This is a genomic window from Nocardia sp. NPDC005746 (assembly GCF_040630785.1).
In the GTDB taxonomy this organism is placed as follows: Bacteria; Actinomycetota; Actinomycetes; order Mycobacteriales; family Mycobacteriaceae; genus Nocardia.
This window is the reverse complement of record NZ_JBEXYE010000011.1, coordinates 136,531-153,550: the sequence shown is the minus strand read 5'-3', so window position 1 is coordinate 153,550 and position 17,020 is coordinate 136,531. Positions and strand designations below refer to the sequence as shown.

At 70.8% G+C, this 17,020-nt stretch carries 14 protein-coding genes; 6 read left to right on the top strand and 8 right to left on the bottom strand.

Annotated elements, in window-relative coordinates:
- Nucleotides 1–188 precede the first annotated feature (188 nt).
- The 3 genes from ABZ412_RS21905 (at nucleotide 189) to ABZ412_RS21895 (ending at nucleotide 3,712) form a co-directional block, all read left to right on the top strand.
- A complete protein-coding gene (locus tag ABZ412_RS21905; RefSeq protein WP_357283016.1) occupies nucleotides 189–1,706 on the top strand; it encodes a methyltransferase in 1,518 nt (505 codons plus the stop codon).
- 433 nt (nucleotides 1,707–2,139) lie between these two features.
- Nucleotides 2,140–3,108, top strand: coding sequence for a sigma-70 family RNA polymerase sigma factor (locus tag ABZ412_RS21900; protein WP_357093448.1), 969 nt, complete (start codon nucleotides 2,140–2,142; stop codon nucleotides 3,106–3,108).
- 229 nt (nucleotides 3,109–3,337) lie between these two features.
- On the top strand, nucleotides 3,338–3,712 hold the full coding sequence (locus tag ABZ412_RS21895) for a hypothetical protein (protein WP_357283015.1): 375 nt from the start codon (nucleotides 3,338–3,340) through the stop codon (nucleotides 3,710–3,712).
- A 1-nt stretch (nucleotide 3,713) separates the two neighbouring features.
- Here ABZ412_RS21895 and ABZ412_RS21890 read toward each other — a convergent pair whose 3' ends face one another.
- Nucleotides 3,714–4,526 (bottom strand): helix-turn-helix domain-containing protein, encoded by an 813-nt coding sequence (locus ABZ412_RS21890; protein WP_357283014.1) that lies wholly within the window; start codon nucleotides 4,524–4,526, stop codon nucleotides 3,714–3,716.
- Between the two features lie 86 nt (nucleotides 4,527–4,612).
- Between ABZ412_RS21890 and ABZ412_RS21885 the strand changes: the two genes are divergently transcribed.
- Nucleotides 4,613–5,464: an NAD(P)H-binding protein gene (locus ABZ412_RS21885; RefSeq protein WP_357283013.1), complete on the top strand. Its 852-nt coding sequence runs from the start codon at nucleotides 4,613–4,615 to the stop codon at nucleotides 5,462–5,464.
- 7 nt (nucleotides 5,465–5,471) lie between these two features.
- Here ABZ412_RS21885 and ABZ412_RS21880 read toward each other — a convergent pair whose 3' ends face one another.
- The 6 genes from ABZ412_RS21880 to ABZ412_RS21855 all read right to left on the bottom strand — a co-directional run bounded on the left by ABZ412_RS21880 (nucleotide 5,472) and on the right by ABZ412_RS21855 (nucleotide 13,734).
- Nucleotides 5,472–5,915, bottom strand: coding sequence for an SRPBCC domain-containing protein (locus ABZ412_RS21880; RefSeq protein ID WP_357283012.1), 444 nt, complete (start codon nucleotides 5,913–5,915; stop codon nucleotides 5,472–5,474).
- Nucleotides 5,912–6,280 carry a metalloregulator ArsR/SmtB family transcription factor gene (locus tag ABZ412_RS21875; protein WP_357283011.1) on the bottom strand — a complete coding sequence of 123 codons (369 nt, stop codon included), beginning with the start codon at nucleotides 6,278–6,280 and terminating at the stop codon, nucleotides 5,912–5,914. The genes ABZ412_RS21880 and ABZ412_RS21875 overlap by 4 nt, the downstream gene beginning before the upstream one ends.
- Before the next feature lie 74 nt (nucleotides 6,281–6,354).
- The gene (locus ABZ412_RS21870) at nucleotides 6,355–6,810 is read right to left on the bottom strand and encodes a hypothetical protein (protein WP_357283010.1); all 456 of its coding nucleotides are present in this window, start codon (nucleotides 6,808–6,810) and stop codon (nucleotides 6,355–6,357) included.
- 125 nt (nucleotides 6,811–6,935) lie between these two features.
- Nucleotides 6,936–9,698 carry a phosphoenolpyruvate carboxylase gene (gene ppc, locus ABZ412_RS21865; RefSeq protein WP_357283009.1) on the bottom strand — a complete coding sequence of 921 codons (2,763 nt, stop codon included), beginning with the start codon at nucleotides 9,696–9,698 and terminating at the stop codon, nucleotides 6,936–6,938.
- Between the two features lie 30 nt (nucleotides 9,699–9,728).
- Nucleotides 9,729–12,422 carry a GNAT family N-acetyltransferase gene (locus ABZ412_RS21860; protein ID WP_357283201.1) on the bottom strand — a complete coding sequence of 898 codons (2,694 nt, stop codon included), beginning with the start codon at nucleotides 12,420–12,422 and terminating at the stop codon, nucleotides 9,729–9,731.
- 55 nt (nucleotides 12,423–12,477) lie between these two features.
- Nucleotides 12,478–13,734, bottom strand: a complete 1,257-nt coding sequence (locus ABZ412_RS21855; RefSeq protein WP_357283008.1) for an acetoin utilization protein AcuC — start codon at nucleotides 13,732–13,734, stop codon at nucleotides 12,478–12,480.
- Nucleotides 13,735–13,947: 213 nt separating this feature from the next.
- Between ABZ412_RS21855 and ABZ412_RS21850 the strand changes: the two genes are divergently transcribed.
- Nucleotides 13,948–14,634, top strand: coding sequence for an iron dependent repressor, metal binding and dimerization domain protein (locus ABZ412_RS21850; RefSeq protein WP_357093423.1), 687 nt, complete (start codon nucleotides 13,948–13,950; stop codon nucleotides 14,632–14,634).
- A gap of 3 nt (nucleotides 14,635–14,637) precedes the next feature.
- The gene (gene galE / locus ABZ412_RS21845; protein ID WP_357283007.1) at nucleotides 14,638–15,618 is read left to right on the top strand and encodes a UDP-glucose 4-epimerase GalE; all 981 of its coding nucleotides are present in this window, start codon (nucleotides 14,638–14,640) and stop codon (nucleotides 15,616–15,618) included.
- Nucleotides 15,619–15,652: 34 nt separating this feature from the next.
- Here galE and ABZ412_RS21840 read toward each other — a convergent pair whose 3' ends face one another.
- A complete protein-coding gene (locus ABZ412_RS21840; RefSeq protein ID WP_357283006.1) occupies nucleotides 15,653–16,888 on the bottom strand; it encodes a DUF4192 domain-containing protein in 1,236 nt (411 codons plus the stop codon).
- Between the last annotated feature and the right edge of the window lie 132 nt (nucleotides 16,889–17,020).

Here is a 17,020-nt window from a genome sequence, read left to right as displayed (position 1 = left end):
TTGTAACAAGGGCGAATAACCGCAGGTGAGATCATGAATTCATCCGAAAGTGAGCCGGGATTCGGGGCACTCGGCCGCCAGCAACCAACCGGTTTCTCCGGTTCCCGGCGCGCGAATTTCCCGGCTCCGGACCGCCGAACCGGGCCCGCCGCCGGATGCCCACAGCTAGCGGTGGCAGAGTTCCGGGCATGCCGACGAATCAGACGACCACATCGTCCCTGCTCGCCGACCTCGCGCCCGACCTACGCGCGGCGCTGACCCGCGTCCGCTACGACGCGGACACCCTGCTGGAGGCGCTCGGCGACACCGCCCACGCCGCCCTCGGCCGCGGCGAACCCGTCCCCGTCCGGCGCGCGGCCGCCGAACTCGGCGACCTGGGCACCCTGGTGCGACTGCTGCTGCTCGGCGACGCGGTCCCCGAACACGAAGCGGCAGCGGCCCTTTCACCCGTGCGCATCGACCGCGCCGTCGCGGCCGGATTCCTCGAACACGACGGCGACCAGGTCCGCGCCGCCCTGGACCTGCGGCCGATCGACCTCGGCCATGGCACCCGCTGGGTGCTGTCGGACCTCGACGACTCGATGCGCCGGCGCAGCCTCGACGCCGACCACGTGCTCGGCGTCGGCCACGCCTCGCTGTCGCTGCTGCGCGCCACCCCGACCGCCAAGACCGGCACAGTGCTGGATCTGGGCACCGGTTGCGGCGTACAGGCCGTGCACGCCGCCGCGTACGGACGCACCGTCACCGGCACCGACGTGAACAAGCGCGCCATCTGGCTGGCCGAGGCCACCGCCGCGCTCAACGGCCTCGATATCGAGCTGCTGGAAGGCTCCTGGTTCGAGCCGGTCGCGGGCCGCCGCTTCGATCAGGTGGTGGCCAATCCCCCGTTCGTGGTCGGACCCGCCCGGGTCGAGCACACATACCGGGACTCCGGCCTGGCCCTCGACGGCGCGAGCGAACTCGTCATCTCCGGTATCCCGGACCTGCTCGCACCCGGCGGCACCGCCGCGCTGCTGGCGTCCTGGGTGCACCTCGAAGGCCAGGACTGGCGCAGCCGGGTCGCGAGCTGGCTGCCCGACCACGGCATCGACGCCTGGATCGTGCAGCGCGACGTCGCCGATCCAGCCCTCTACGTCGGAACCTGGCTGCGCGATGCCGGACTGGACCCGCGCGAGCCCGCCGCCCAGGCCCGCGCCGAACGCTGGCTCGACGCCTTCCGCGAATCCGGGGTCGAGGGCATCGGCTTCGGTTTCGTCTACCTGCGTGCCATCGACGGCCCGACCGAACTGCTCGCCGAGGACCTCACCCACGGCTTCGACGACCCGCTCGGCCCGGAGGCCCTGGCCTATTTCGAGCGCTCGGCGTGGCTGCGGGCCGCGGCTGCCGACCCGGACCTCATCCTCGACTCGCGCTACCGGGTCGATCCGGCCACCGCGCTCGAGCGGGTCTACCTCCCCGGTGACGAGGGCTGGGCGCAGGCGGTGGCCCGGCTGCATCGCGGCGACGGGCCGCGCTGGCAGCACGAGGTCGACGACACCACCGCCGCGCTACTGGCGGGCATGCGACCGGGCGGCCTCCCGCTGCGGGAACTCGTCGAACTGCTGGCCTTCAGCGAGACCGGCGACGCCGCGACCCCCGAGTTCGAGACCGCGGTGATGACCGTGGTGGCCGGGCTGGTCCGCCACGGCCTCGTGCATCCCAGCTGAGAGCTTTCCTTCGACGGCCGCCGGGCATCCCCCGGCGGCCGTCGGCGTTTCCGCAGGAAAACCGCGCTGACGGGCGGTGAGGTCAGTCACGATCACATGTCGCGCGGATACCGATCCGGTCGGTGGCGGGAATGCGGTCGAACCGCGTTTCGTTTTATCGCGTACTCGCTTGACGACACCCCGGGCAAGGCCCGTTCACACGTATTCGCTTGTCGCGTCAGGAAGTTCGAGTTCGGCGATGGCAACCACCCGGACACCGAGCGGTCCCGTAGCCGGAGGCGCGTGTTCCCGGCACCGCGCGCTTCTCAGGAACTTCTCAGCCGTGCGCCGTAAAAACCGCAGCTCAGATGCGGTTTACCGGGGCTCCGGCGGGGAACTTTCCTGAAGTCGGGCCCGTTGTACGGAGCGAGACACCACCGACAGGAGGCAAGTCATGACAAGCCCCGCCACCACTGACGTGCGCACCAGCGAACAAGACCTCGATGCCGCAAGCCCCGCCGCCGACCTGGTACGCGTGTACCTGAACGGGATCGGCAAGACGGCGCTGCTCACGGCGGCCGACGAGGTCGAGCTGGCCAAGCGCATCGAGGCGGGCCTCTACGCTCAGCACCTGCTGGAGACGAGCAAGCGCCTGTCCGCCGCGAAGAAGAAGGATCTGGCGATCCTGGTTCGCGAAGGTCAGGCCGCCCGCCAGCACCTGCTGGAAGCCAACCTCCGCCTCGTGGTCTCGCTGGCCAAGCGCTACACCGGTCGTGGCATGCCGCTGCTGGACCTCATCCAGGAAGGCAACCTGGGTCTGATCCGCGCGATGGAGAAGTTCGACTACACCAAGGGCTTCAAGTTCTCGACCTACGCGACCTGGTGGATCCGGCAGGCCATCACCCGCGGCATGGCGGATCAGTCCCGCACCATCCGTCTCCCCGTCCACCTGGTCGAACAGGTGAACAAGCTGGCGCGCATCAAGCGTGAGCTGCACCAGCAGCTGGGCCGCGAGGCGACCGACGCGGAACTCTCGCGCGAATCCGGTATCCCGGTCGACAAGATCGCCGATCTGCTCGACCACAGCCGCGACCCGGTATCGCTGGACATGCCGGTCGGCAATGACGAAGAGGCTCCGCTGGGCGACTTCATCGAGGACTCCGAGGCCACCTCCGCCGAGAGCGCGGTCATCGCCGGGCTGCTGCACCGCGACGTGCGCGTCGTGCTCGCCACCCTGGACGAGCGCGAACAGCAGGTCATCCGGTTGCGCTACGGCCTCGACGACGGCCAGCCGCGCACCCTCGACCAGATCGGCAAGCTCTTCGGGCTCTCCCGCGAGCGGGTCCGCCAGATCGAGCGCGAGGTCATGTCCAAGCTCCGCAAGGGCGAGCGCGCCGACCGCCTGCGCGCCTACGCCAGCTAGTCCCGCTCCCGCGGTTCCGACCCCGTGGAGCCGGTCCCCCTGCCCGGCTCCACACCGGTCATCGGGCCGTCTCGAGGCGCCGGCCCGATTTCGCCGGCCGACTCGCTCCCCCGTACGTCCCCCTCCGGGCGAGCCGAGTCGGCCGGCGTTTCCGTGTCCGGACGCCGTCGACACGCGGCACGAGTGGGATTACGGGGCACCGGCTCTCGGGGATGGGAATCTGTCGCCCGTGACCGATTCGCTGACGATGATTGCCATCGACGCCCTGTCGATGCAGGTGAACAGCTATGCGAGCCAGATCGCCGGTAAGCCGCTCCCGCCAGTGAGCTGGATGTGGGACTGCCGCGCCCGGCTGGACCCCACCGGCGCGGAAGCCGAGTTCTGCGGCATCGTTCATCCGGATCTGCCGGCCGCCGAATCGAATATCCAGCTGGTCACCTGGGCGCGTGCGCTCGCCCTCACCGACGCCACCGAGCTGCGCGACGCCGCCGCGGGCCGCCGCGTCTTCACCGGCAGCCTCGGCAACTCCCGCATCCGGCTCACCGCGGTCATCGAAACACCGTGTCCCGCAAGCGAAACCCAGCCGTTGATCACCCTGCCCTGAACTAGCGCCGGGTCAGCGCCTGGCACGGCGTCGGGGCCGGGACGTCGCCGCGGAAGTAGGCGGTCGGCGCGACACCCATGAGCGAGCGGAAATCGGCGCTCAGGTGGGACTGGTCGTAATAGCCCGAGGAGTGGGCCAGATCCGACCACGGGGTATTGCCGCCCGCCGCCAGCACCTGACGCAGCCGCGTGATGCGCGCGTAGTGCTTGGGAGACACACCGATTCCGGCGGTGAACAGGTTGCGGAGCTGACGTTCCGAGACCGCCAGACCGGTCGCGAGCTCGCCGACCGGTGCGGTGGTGTCCATCGCGGTCACCACCGAATTCAGGAGTCGGCGGTGGTCGCGGCGCACCGGATCCTCGGTGACCCGGTGCGGGAGTTCGGCTTCCAGGAAGGCCGTCACCTCGTCCGGATCGAGCTCGAGCAGCACGTCGGCCAGCTCGGCCGCCGGGCCGGGCAGCGCCGACAGCAGGGTGACCCGATCGGTCAGCTCGGCCGCCGGGACGCCGAGCAGCGGCTGGGCGGCGCCGGGGGCCAGCCGGATGCGGGTGCAGCCCGCGGGCCGCTCCGGGTGGGCGTAGGTGGCGCGGGTGCGCGGGCCCAGCACCCAGGCGTCGCGGCGGCCGGATGCCTCGCGGCGCAACACGATCGAGGTGGCGGCCAGGGGCAGGTGGCTGAAGGCGACCGGTCCGGGATCGGTGGTCGGGATGTGGGCGATCTCGGCGATCCAGGGGCGCAGACCGGCGGGCGGCGTCGTGCGGTGCTCGAGGTCCTCGGCGGACACGACGGGGGCCAGGGTTTGCGCGGTGGTCACCGAATCCACTCTAGGCAGCATCGGCCGATCCGGCTGTGCCGGTTTTTCCTATCTCGCGAGCCGGGCCCGGCGGCAGGGTGATGGACATGGTCGTTATCACCGGTGCCACTGGCACCATCGGCAGTGAAGTCGTCCGGTTGTTGGCCGAGCGGGACGTGAAAGTCCGTGCGGTGACCCGGAATCCGGAGCAGGCGCGGGTTCCGGCGGGAGTCGAGGTGGTGCGCGGCGACTACGCCGACACCGACTCCATGGCCGCCGCCTTCTCCGGCGCGGAGGCGGCGTTCCTGGTCGGGCTGCTGGGCCCCGACTACGTGGAACTGGATCGGGCGCTGGTCGCGGCGGCGCGCGCGGCCGGGGTGCGCCGCCTGGTGAAACTGTCCGCCATCGGCACCGGGGATCCGGAGCTGGGGCGCGTCGGCACCTGGCATATGCCCGGCGAGCAGGCGGTGCGCGAGAGCGGGGTGGACTGGACCATCCTGCGGCCCAGCAGCTTCGCCTCCAACACGCGCAGCTGGGTCGCGCCCATCCAGGCCGGCCAGCCGGTCCCGAACATGACCGCCGCCGGCGCGCAGGGCGTGGTCGATCCGCGCGATGTCGCGGCGGTGGCGGCCGAAGCCCTGCTCTCCGATGACCATGCGGGACGGATCTACACCCTCACCGGTCCCGCGGCGCTGACCACCCATGATCAGGCCGCCGCGCTGGCGGCGGCGCTCGACCGTGCTGTCGAGGTCACCGACATCCCCCTGGATGTGGCCCGCGGGTTCATGCTCGAATCGGGCCTGTCCGAGGAATACGCGGACGGCGCCCTGGCCGGTCAGGCCTTCGTCCGCGACGGCGGGAACGCGATCGTCACCGGCGATGTCGAGCAGGTCCTGGGCCGCGCGCCCCGCACCTATGCCGACTGGGTGCGCGACCACCGCACCGAATTCGGGGCCTGAACCGGGGTCAGGCGGCCGCCAGGACCGAGCCGAGCCGGTCGTGCATGCCCCGCCAGCCGCCGCCCATGATGCTGCGGGCGCGCTGCATGACCGGATCCTCGGGGTCGAAGCCACTGTGGCTGAACAGGACTCGGGTGCCATGCCCCTCGGGACGCAGCGTCCAGCTGATCACCCAGCCCGTGTCCTGCTCGGCCCTGGCGTCGTTCCAGGCGAGGGTGAGCAGTTCCGGCTCGACGACCTCGAGCACCCGGCCGCGGATCTCGCCGGAGAAGTTCTGGCCCGGCATGGGCTGGGTGGTCATCTCGAAGACCGTGCCCACCACCGGCTCGAACCCGACCGGCCGCATCATCCACTGCCCCATGAGTTCCGGGGTGGTGAGCGCCCGCCACACCTTGGCGGGCGGGTGCGGATAGAACTGGTCGAGTTCGATTCTGGTGGTGTCGTCGGTCATCGTCGGTCCTTATCGTCGGGATCGTGGGGATCGTCGGGCATCGCGTCGAGCACCGCGCCCAGGTCACGCAGCCGGGCCCGCCAGAACCGTTCGAACGGATCGAGCCAGGACTGCACGTCGTGCAAGGGGTCCGGTTCCACGCGGTAGAACCGTTGCCGCCCACGCTTGTCCTCGGCCACCAGGCCCGCGTCCCGCAGCACCTTCAGGTGCTCCGACACGCTGGGCCGGGCCATATCGAAACGCTCGGCGATCACCTGCACCGACTGCTCACCCTCGAGCAGCAGCTCGAGGATGTCGCGCCGGGTCGGATTGGCCAGCGCGCCGAACACACGATCGGCGTCTCCGGATTTCAAGCGGTAGGGCACCCGATCACGATAGGTAGGATATTACCTACGCGTCAAACCCCACCATCAGCCCTCAGTCCCAGAGAAAGCCACGATCACAACCCGAAGCTCCCGGTACCGACGCTTCCGGCGCCGTCGCAGCCGTAGGTCCCCGGGTTCGGGGTGGGCGTGCCGGGCGGTGCGGCGGCCACCGCGACGGTCTGCGACGCGGACTGCGGCCCCTGGGTCACGGTGATCGTGTGGGAGCCCGCGGTGGTCGGGATCCAGGTGGTGTAGAAGCCGGTCATGAAGCCTTGGAAGCCCGAGAAGAAGCAGGTTCCATTGTCCCGCAAGGTCACCCGCTCCCACGGGAGATGAAAGAGCGTGGGCGAGACCTTCAGGTCGATCCACACCTCGGTACCCACCACATAACCACCGGCCGGGGCGTTGAGGGTCACGGCGACTTCCGACGCCGACGCGGTCGACGTACCCAGCCCGGCCAAGGCGCCGGTCGCCATCAAAACCACTGCACTCCTGCCGATTCCGCGGGCGATCGCATAGCCTGTGCTCATGCGCTACTCCTGTTCGTGAACCCCGTACGCGAGGTTCACGAACAGTAGCGTTCGCAGAGTGCGGAATTCAGACATTCCACTCAACCGGGCTGCCCCAGGTTTCCGGGGCAGAGCCGGTCGACCGATTAGCCGGAGTTGCGCAGGGCCGTGGCGAGGCCGTTCATGGTGAGCAGGATGCCGCGCTCCACGAGTTCGGAGGTGTCCCCCGCACGGCGGCGGCGGAGTAGCTCGACCTGGAGTTGGTTGAGCGGTTCCAGGTACGGGAAGCGATTGTGGATGGACTCGGCCAGGGCCGGGTTGTCGGCGAGCAGTTCGCCGGCGCCGGTAATGGCGGCGTGCATACGCGCGGTGCGGGTGAACTCGTCGCAGATCATGCGGAAGACGGTGTCGCGCAAGGCTTCATCGGGCACCAGGTCCGCGTAGCGGGCGGCGATGTCCATGTCCGCCTTGGCCATCACCTGGGCCAGGTTGGACATGACCGTGTTGAAGAACGGCCAGCGGCGGTACAGGTCCGACAGAGTGGCCAGGCGCTCGGGGTCGTCACCGATCCACTGCTCGAACGCGGTCCCGGTGCCGTACCAGCCGGGCAGCATGACCCGCGACTGACTCCAGGCCATGACCCACGGGATGGCGCGCAGGTCGTAGACGGAGTCGGTGGGTTTACGCGAGGCGGGCCGGCTGCCCAGATTCAGGTCCGCGACCTCGGCCACCGGGGTGGAGGCCCGGAAGTACTCGACGAAGCCCGGGGTCTCGTGCACCAGTTTCGAGTACGCGATGCGCGCGGATTCGGCCAGCTCGTCGAGGATTTCGTAGGCGGGTTCGGCCTCGGCGCCCAGCCCCTCCACATCCAGCAGAGTGGATTCCAGGGTGCCCGCGACCAGCGCCTCCAGATTGCGGTACGCGGTGCCGGAATCGGCGTACTTGGTGGAGATGACCTCGCCCTGCTCGGTCAGCCGCAACGCGCCGCGCACCGCCCCGGCCGGCTGGGCCAGGATGGCGTCGTAGCTGCGGCCGCCGCCGCGGCCGACGGTGCCGCCGCGACCGTGGAAGAGCCGCAACCGGATTCCGGTCTTGCGGGCCACGTCCACCAGGTTCTGCTCGGCGCGGTACAGCGCCCAGTTGGCGGCCAGGTACCCGCCGTCCTTGTTGGAGTCGGAGTAGCCGAGCATGACCTCCTGCTGCATGCCGCGCGCGACCACCAGGCGGTGATAGGCGGGCACTTCCAGCGCGGCCGACAGGATGTCGGCGCCGTGGCGCAGGTCATCGATCGTCTCGAACAGCGGCACCACGCCGACCGGGCTGGAGGGCGCGGTGTCCGCGTCGCCCGGATCGAGAATGCCCGCCTCCTTCAGCAGCAGCGCGGCCTCGAGCATGTCGCTGACCGAGGTGCACATGCTGATGATGTAGTTGGGCACGGTGTCCGGGCCCAGATCGTCGAGCGCGCTCCTGGCGGCACGCACCACCGCGAGTTCCTTGGCGGCCAGGTCGCTCAGCCGCGCGGCGGGCCCGACCAGCGGTCGGCGCGTGGTCAATTCGGCCGACAGCAGCGCTACCCGCTGGTCCTCGTCGAGCGAGGCGTAGTCGGGATGCACTCCGGCCCAGGCGAACAGCTCCGCCACCACCTGCTCGTGGGTCTCGGAGTTCTGGCGCATGTCCAGGCCCTGGAGGTGAAATCCGAAGGTCTCCACGGCCGATCGCACCGAGGCCAGCTGATCATCGGCCAGCAGGCCGTCCCCGGACGCCCGCATGGACGCGTCGACGACGTCCAGATCGGCCAGCAACTCCCCCGGCCCGGCGTAGGGCAGCGCCCCGGCATCGATGCCGTCCGCGGGGAGCTCGCCCAGCGCCCGGATCGCGGTCGCGCTCAGCCGGGCCCGGATCGCGCGCACGGCCCGCCGATACGGCTCGTCGGCCCGCTGCGGCGACTCGTCGAATCCGGCGTCGGCCAGCGCCGCCAGTTCCGGCGTCACCGGCACCAGCCGCGCCGACTGCGACAGCGTCTTCTCCAGCTCGACCAGCGCGCTCAGGTACCGCTCGAACGCGACCGTGCCCGCGCGGTGGGTGGCGCGGTGCACCACCTCGGCGGTCACATTGGGGTTGCCGTCGCGGTCGCCGCCGATCCACGAGCCGGGCCGCAGGATCGGCCGGGCCAGCAGGTCGTGCCCCGGCCAGCGCGACCGCAGCGCGGCCCGCACCTGGTCGTTGATGCGCGGGATGACGTCGAACAGCGTCAGGTCGTAGTACCGCAACCCCACATCGATCTCATCCTGGATCCGCAAGCGCGCCAATCGGATCAGCGCCGCCCGCCACAGTTGCAGCACCTGGCGGCGGATGTCGACCTCGAGCTCGGCGAACTCGGGCTCGTACCTGTTGTAGCGCTGCCGCTGCCGCATCAGGTCGGTGATCTTGCCCTGCACGTCGAAAATGGTGCGCCGCCGTGTCTCGGTCGGATGCGCGGTGATGACCGGTGACACCAGCGCGTCCGACAGCAGGTCGGCGACCACCGCCCCATCGGGCCCGGAGGCGTCGAGCTTCTGGTAGGTGGCGGCCAGGCTGGAGTCCTGCGGCGGCTCCCCGGCCGCGACGTGCACCGCGCGCCGGCGATCGCGCTGCAGGTCCTCGGCCAGATTGGCCAACAGCAGGAAGTGACTGAACGCGCGGATCACCGGGATGGCGGTGCGGATGTCGACATCGCGCAGCATGTCGGCGACCGCGCTGCGCTCCACCTCCGAGCGGCGGATCCGGAACGCCTCCACCCGGACCCGTTCGATCAGGTCGAAGATCTCCGGGCCCTCATGGTCGCGAATGGTGTCCCCGAGAACGCCCCCGAGAAACCGGATGTCGTCGCGCAGCGGCGCGGTCGCAGTCTCGATCTGATTCGCCTGCACTACGTTCACCTCTCCGAGTTCGGCTACTGCTCAACCCATCCGGCGCGGCCCGATATCGAACCGGTTGGGTTCCGGCCCGATTCGCACCCGCGCGTACAGCACCGCCGCGCCCTCCGGCGAGGCCAGCACCGGTTCGCACTGCAACTCTCGCACCTCCGGCAAGTCGTCGCAGAGCGCCGAGATCCGTTGCGCCAGTTCGGCCAGCGCGCTCTTGTCGACCGGCTTGCCGAGATCGCGCCCGCCGACGCTGCCCGACAGCAGCGGGGCCGCCCGGGGCGCGTCGATGAGCTCGGCCGACTCCGCCTCGGTCAGCGGCAACGCCCGGTACACCCGGTCGCCGAGCAGGTCGATGATGGTGCCCGACAGGCCGAAACTGATGACCGAACCGAACGACGGGTCGTCCTGCACCCGGAAGGTGCAGCCCACGCCCTTGGTGGCCATGCGCTGAATGTGCACCGGGTTGCCAGAGATCTCGGCCAGATCGGTGAAGGCCCGCCGCACGGCGTCGGGCCGCCACAGGTCCAGGCGCACACCGGTGAGATCGGGCCGGTTGCGCCAGATCTCGCCCGTGGCCTTCGCCGCCACCGGGAATCCCAGTTCGTCGGCGGCCGCCACCGCGGCGTCGGCGTCACGGACCTCCCGGAACTCGACCACGTCGATCCCGTAGCAGCCCAGCAGTTCCGCGGCCTGCAGGTCGGTGAGCCACGCGGTGGCGTCGTCGGACATCCACCGCGCCACCAGTTCCCGCGCCCGCGCGGTGTCGGCGCCGCCGGGCCGGGCGATCGGCGACAGCGGCCGGGTGCGCCACTCGGCATAACGCCGTGCCCGCCCCAGCGCGCGGGCGGCCCGCTCCGGATCGCCGTAGGAGGGAATGGAGCCGCGTTCGAGGATGCCGCCCAGGCCGCGGGTGGCGAGCAGGTTCGGCATCCCCTGATCGGCGACGAAGGTGGTGAGCACCGGGGTCGCCGGATCCGATTGCGCGCCCGCGCGAATCGCCTCGGCGAAGGAGGCCACGGCGGCCGGCACCGGCGGCGAGTAGATGACGATGACCGCGTCCACCGCGGGATCGCTGGTCGCGGCGGCCACCGCGGTCAGGTAGTCCGCCGGACCCGCCTGCGGCCCGAGGTCGGTGGGCTCGTCCACGGTCAAGCCCTCACCGCGCGCCGCGTCGACGGCCAGCCAGCTCAACGCGGCGCTGTTGCCGATCACCGCCAGCCGAGGACCGTCGGGCAGCGGCTGATAGGCCAGCAGCATGGCGCAGTCGAACAGCTCGGTGATGGAATCGACCTGGATGATCCCGGCCTGCGCGAACAGGTTGCGCACCAGCGAGCGATCCAGATCCTGATCCCCGTCCACCCGCGCCGCGTTGCGGCCGCTGTTCACGGCCACAATGGGTTTGGTGTGCGCCACCCGGCGCGCGATGCGGGAGAACTTGCGCGGATTGCCGAAGGTCTCCAGGTACAGCAGCACCACATCGGTGTCCGGGTCGCTGTCCCAGTACTGCAGCAGGTCGTTGCCGGAGACGTCGGCGCGGTTACCGGCGGAGACGAAGGTCGACAGCCCCAGCTGCCGCGCCGCGGCCTCGCCCAGGATGGCCGCGCCGAGTGGGCCCGACTGGCAGAAGAATCCGATCCGCCCGCGCCCGGGCAGCACCGGAGCGAGGGTGGCGTTCAACGCGATCGCCGGATCGGTGTTGGCGATGCCGAGCGCGCTCGGACCCACCACCCGCATGCCGTGCGCCCGCGCGGCGTCGACCAGATCGCGTTCGGCCTGATAGCCGTGCGGACCGGTCTCGGAGAATCCGGCGGTCAGCACCACCAGGCCCTTGACGCCCTTGGCCATGCAGTCGTCGAGCACCGACCCGATCTCGGTGGCGGGCACCGCGATCACGGCCAGATCGACCTCGTCGGGGATGTCGCGCACGGTCGGATACGCGCGGACGCCGCGCACCGCGGTGCGGTTCCGGTTCACCGGGAACACCGGCCCCTGGTAGGCCCCCGAGAGCAGGTTGGCCAGCACCGCGCCACCCACCCGGCTGGTCGACGGGGTGGCTCCGATCACCGCGATGGACTTGGGCGACAACAGGTTCCCGACGCTGCGCGCCTCCGAGGCGCGCTCGCGTGAATCCCGCACCGACAGCAGCGCTTCGGTGGGGTCGATGGCGAATTCCAGGTGCAGCACCGACCCGTCGCGGCTGCGCTGTACCTGATAACCGGCGTCGCGGAACACCTGCACCATGGCGTTGTTCTCGGCGAGCACCTCGGCCACGAAGGTCTCGATGTCGTTCTCCGCGGCCGCGCCCGCCAGGTGTTCGAGCAGGATCGAGCCCAGCCCGCGGCCCTGATGCTCGTCGGCGACCACGAACGCCACTTCGGCCGCGCGTGGTCCCGAGCGGTCGGCCAGGTACTCGTAGCGGCCCACCGCGATGATCTCGTCGCCGAGTTCGGTCACCAGCCCGACCCGGTCGCGGTAGTCCACGTGCGTGGTCCGGTACAGGTCCTTGGGCGTCATCCGCGGGTACGGCCCGAAGTAGCGCAGGTAGCGGGTGCGGTCGGAGAGCGCGGTGTGGAAGCGCTCCAGCGCCTCGGCGTCGTCGGGGGTGATGGGCCGCAGCCCGACCACACCGCCGTCGGAGGCCAGCACGTCGGCGAACCAATGCTCCGGCGGCGGAGGCGGATTCACCGGAGTGCCGGGGGTGTCCGGCGGCAGCGGCGGAGCCGACACCGCGGGCACGCTGCCGTTGCCGGACACGGCGGCCGGGTCGGCGGAGTGGGAGGGGTCAGTCACGGGGATCCTCCGGATCCAGGCCGAGCAGGCCGAAACTCGCCCGGCGCGTTGCCAATACGGATGTGTCCAGGGCCCGGCGGGCGCGGTCCACGCGCTCGTCGCCGGTGTCGCGGCCGCCGCCGGGGCCGTCCCAGCGCGCGAACGCGGTGTCGGCCCCGTCGCCCATGGTCTCGGGCACCGCCACCGTGGGCGCGTATCGGCCGACCAGCTCACGCCATTCGGGCGGCGTCGCGGTGGTGGGGTCGATGGTGCGATCCAAGGCGGTGGCCAGCAGATGGGTCCAGGCCCGCGGCACCACCCGGATCAGGCCGTACCCGCCGCCGCCCACCGCCAGCCAGCGGCCCTCGGCGTACCGGTCGGCGAGTTCGCGCATGGCCAGGAAGGCGGCGCGCTGACCGTCGATGCTGAGTTCCAGATCGGCCAGGGGATCCTCACGGTGAGTGTCGACACCGCACTGGCTGATCACGATCTGCGGCCGGAACGCCGCCAGCGCGCCGGGCACCACCGCGTGGAATCCGCGCAGCCACAGCGAATCCCGGGTGCCGGGCATGATCGGCAGATTGATGGCGGTGCCCTCGGCCGCGCCCATGCCGGTCTCCTCCGGCCAGCCGGTATTGGGCCACAGGGTCGCCGGGTGCTGGTGGATGGACACCGTCAGCACCCGCGGGTCCCCGTAGAACACCCGCTGCACCCCGTCACCGTGGTGCACGTCCACATCGAGATAGGCGATGCGGTCGAAACCGTTGTCGAGCAACCACGAAATCGCCACCGCTACATCGTTGTACACACAGAACCCCGCTGCCGAGGCCGGCATGGCGTGATGCATACCACCACCGATGCTCACCGCCCGGCGGGTGTGCCCGGCCGCGATCGCCTGCGCGGCGGCCAGTGTGCCGCCCACGATCACCGACGCCGCCTCGTGCATGTGCGGGAAGATCGGGTTGTCGGCCGAGCCGAGTCCGTAGGGCGGGGCGGTGGGCACCGAGCCCAGCGGTTGCCGCGCGTGCTTGACGGCCTCGATGTAGTCGTGGGTGTGCACGCGCAGGAGCTCCGATTCACCCGCGGCGTCCGGTGTGAGTTGCTCCACGCCGTCGAGCAGGCCGAGTCCCTCGGCCAGCGCCATGGTGAACTGCAGGCGCACCGGGCGCATGGGGTGCTCGGGGGTCCAGGTGTAGTCGAGGAATCGATCGGTCCATACGACCGTTCCATCCACTGCGAGGTTCGGTTCACCACCAGCTCGGCCAGGCATACCTGCCACGCTAATGCGTCGCGCCGGTTCGTAGGCTTGGCACACCGCGGTGCCCGCCGGGCTGTCGTACCGGGATGGCAGGCTGCCACCGAGCAAACCTGCTGGGAACACGCTGCCCGTCCTGGCTGTTGACCGTGCGTTCGCGAAATAAGCTGTCGCCCGGTGCAGCCGCCGTGCATGGGTAGAATTCGTGCCGACGAAGGGGTTTAACAGGTGAAGGATCTGGTCGACACCACGGAGATGTACCTCCGTACCATCTACGACCTCGAGGAGGAGGGCGTCACGCCGCTGCGTGCGCGCATCGCCGAACGCCTCGAGCAGAGCGGCCCGACGGTGAGCCAGACGGTCGCGCGGATGGAGCGCGACGGTCTGCTGAATGTCGCCGGTGATCGCCACCTCGAACTGACCGAGAAGGGCCGCGCCATGGCGGTCGCCGTGATGCGCAAGCACCGGCTGGCCGAGCGGCTGCTGGTCGACATCATCGGTCTCGAGTGGGAGAACGTGCACGCCGAGGCCTGCCGCTGGGAGCACGTGATGAGCGAGGAGGTCGAGCGCCGCCTGGTCGAGGTGCTCAACCACCCCACCACCTCCCCCTACGGCAATCCGATCCCGGGCCTGGACGAACTGGGCATCGACCCCGCCGCCGGGTCCGAGGAGAAGCTGGTCCGGCTCAGCGACCTGCCCGCCGGGCAGGCCCAAGCCGTGGTGGTGCGCAGGCTGTCGGAGCACATCCAGACCGACCCGGAGACCATCAACCAGCTCCGCCAGGCCGGTGTGGTGCCGGACGCCCGCGTCACCGTCGAGAACAAGCCGGGCGCGGTGGTCATCTCGGTGCCCGGGCACGAGGGATTCGAACTGTCCGACGAGATGGCGCACGCCGTCCAGGTGAAGTTGGTCTGATCCGTGAAGCTTCTGGTTACTGGCGGCGCCGGCTACGTGGGTGGCGTGTGCGCGCAGGTTCTGCTCGAGGACGGCCACGAGGTCGTGGTCGTCGATGATCTGTCCACCGGCAACGCCGACGGCGTCCCGGCCGGGGCGAAGTTCGTCGAGGGCGATATCGCCACCGTCGGCACCGAACTGATCGCCGCCGAATCCTTCGACGGGGTGCTGCATTTCGCGGCCCAGTCGCTGGTCGGCGAATCGGTGGTGGCGCCGGAGAAGTACTGGCACGGCAATGTGGTCAAGACCCTGGCCCTGCTCGAGGCCATGCGGGCGGCGGGCACGCCGAAGCTGGTGTTCTCCTCCACCGCAGCGGTGTACGGCGAACCGGAGCAGGTGCCGATCGTCGAGGACGCCCCCAAGGCGCCGACGAATCCCTACGGCGCGTCGAAGCTGTCCATCGACTACGCGATCACCTCGTACGCGGCCGCGCACGGCCTGGCCGCGACCAGCCTGCGCTACTTCAACGTGGCCGGCGCGTACGCCGGGCTCGGCGAGAACCGTGTGGTGGAAACCCATCTCATCCCCCTCGTATTGCAGACCGCGCTGGGTCATCGTGAGTCGATCTCGGTGTTCGGCACCGACTACCCGACGCCGGACGGCACCGCGGTGCGCGACTACATCCACATCCGCGATCTGGCGCAGGCGCATCTGAAGGCGCTCGAGCAGTCGCAGCCGGGTGCGCATCGCATCTTCAATCTGGGCAGCGGCACCGGTTTCTCGGTGCGCGAGGTCATCTCGGCCTGCGCGCGGGTGACCGGGCTGCCGATCAACGTGGTCGACGCCCCGCGCCGCGCGGGTGACCCGGCCGTGCTGATCGCCTCCAGCGCCAAGGCCATCGCCGAACTCGGCTGGACGCCCGAGCACACCGATCTCGACGAGATCGTCTCCGACGCCTGGGAATTCCTGCGCTCCCTCGGCGACCGCGCGCACAGCGCCCGCTGAGCCCTTCCGAACCGGTCCGGGGTCCGCGGTGTGATCACCGCGGCTCCGGCCCGAGGCGCACGCCCAGATCGGCGGCGGTCTCGCGGCCGGAGTCCGCGAGCCGCCGCAAACGCTCGGGCGGCATGCCGGTCTGCAAGCCCAGTTCCAGCAGGTTCGCCATGCGGTGCTGCGGATCCGCGGTCAGCGCGGCATCCAGCGCCACACCGGCCAAGGGGCCGTCACCCCGCGTGTACGCGCAATAGCCCAGCAGCGCTGCCGCTTCGGCGCGATCCGGATCGGGCAGCGCCCGGGCCAGCTGGGTCCACAACGCTTCCGCGCCGTCGGCGTGCGAGCCCGGGGCCAACCCGAACATGATGTCGCGCAGCGCCGGATCCCGGAGTGCCACGGCCAGATCCGCCAGCTCGACCGGCGTGAGCCGGACCCCGGCCTCGACCCGTTCGAGATAGCCCAGCACCCGGCACAATTCGAGCCGCAGTCGCACCCGCGGATCACCGTGCTGCACCAGCCCGGCCAGCCGCCGGGCCGCGGCGGCGGCCGCGATCTCGAGGGCGGCGGCTGTCGCGTCCCGCGCCCCGGGGTCGACCGCGAGCAGGTCGGTCAACTCCCGGCGGGACCGGCGCACCGGGCGGCCGTCGAGGACGTGGCGCAGGGTCACCATCGAGGTCGCCGGATCGTGCTGGAGCCCGCGCGACCACGGTCCCGACAGCGTCCACCAGGGCAGTTCCGGCCCGATGGCCTGCACCGCCCACGCTCCGGCCAGCGGCACCGCGGCCGCGTCGAGCCGATGTTCCAGGGCGGCGACGAGATCACCGTGTTTGCGCGCCCGCACCCCCGCGTCCCGCCCGGTGGGTTCGGTCGCGCGGTCGTCGATCACGAGGGCCAGCGCCGCGACGGCCCGGTGCCGCACACAGATTCCCGCGACCCGCTCGACCAGCAGTCCGATCGCGGATCGGCCCCGATCGTCGAGATCCATGCGGGTCACCACCTCGACCGCCGCGGCCTCCGGCGATTCCGGGTCCGCCCGCAGCACGGTTACCACCAAGGACCGCGCGGGCATGAAGCCGAGCATCGCGGGGACGGCCGCGATCAGGTCACCGGGCTCGCGCAGCCGCAGCCCGCACTCCCCTGGATCCTCGAACGGCGGGTCGGTCGCGGTGTCCGGGCGATCGGACAGCCCGGATGCCGGGCGCGGCGCGGACTCGGCGGGCGGAGTCGGTTCGACGGGCAGGGCGGGCTCGACGGGCGGCGTGGGCTCGATGGGTGCGTTCATGCCGTCGAGCGTGCGCCCGGCCACCACCCGCCCCCGATCGGCGACCTCGGGTTTCGCTGGGGCTGTGGATGATTCATCGCCCCGATCGCGCGTCGTGGAGTACTCGGCGTGGCCCGGGAGCCGCAGCGCGGA

What these genes read in the sequence shown, in the direction of transcription:
- ABZ412_RS21900 (WP_357093448.1), top strand. Translation starts at nt 2,140, where the DNA reads ATGACAAGCCCCGCCACCACTGACGTGCGCACCAGCGAACAAGACCTC.
- ABZ412_RS21905 (WP_357283016.1), top strand. Translation starts at nt 189, where the DNA reads ATGCCGACGAATCAGACGACCACATCGTCCCTGCTCGCCGACCTCGCG.
- ABZ412_RS21870 (WP_357283010.1), bottom strand. Translation starts at nt 6,810, where the DNA reads ATGAGCACAGGCTATGCGATCGCCCGCGGAATCGGCAGGAGTGCAGTG.
- ABZ412_RS21840 (WP_357283006.1), bottom strand. Translation starts at nt 16,888, where the DNA reads ATGAACGCACCCATCGAGCCCACGCCGCCCGTCGAGCCCGCCCTGCCC.
- ABZ412_RS21880 (WP_357283012.1), bottom strand. Translation starts at nt 5,915, where the DNA reads ATGACCGACGACACCACCAGAATCGAACTCGACCAGTTCTATCCGCAC.
- ABZ412_RS21885 (WP_357283013.1), top strand. Translation starts at nt 4,613, where the DNA reads ATGGTCGTTATCACCGGTGCCACTGGCACCATCGGCAGTGAAGTCGTC.
- ABZ412_RS21855 (WP_357283008.1), bottom strand. Translation starts at nt 13,734, where the DNA reads ATGCCTGGCCGAGCTGGTGGTGAACCGAACCTCGCAGTGGATGGAACG.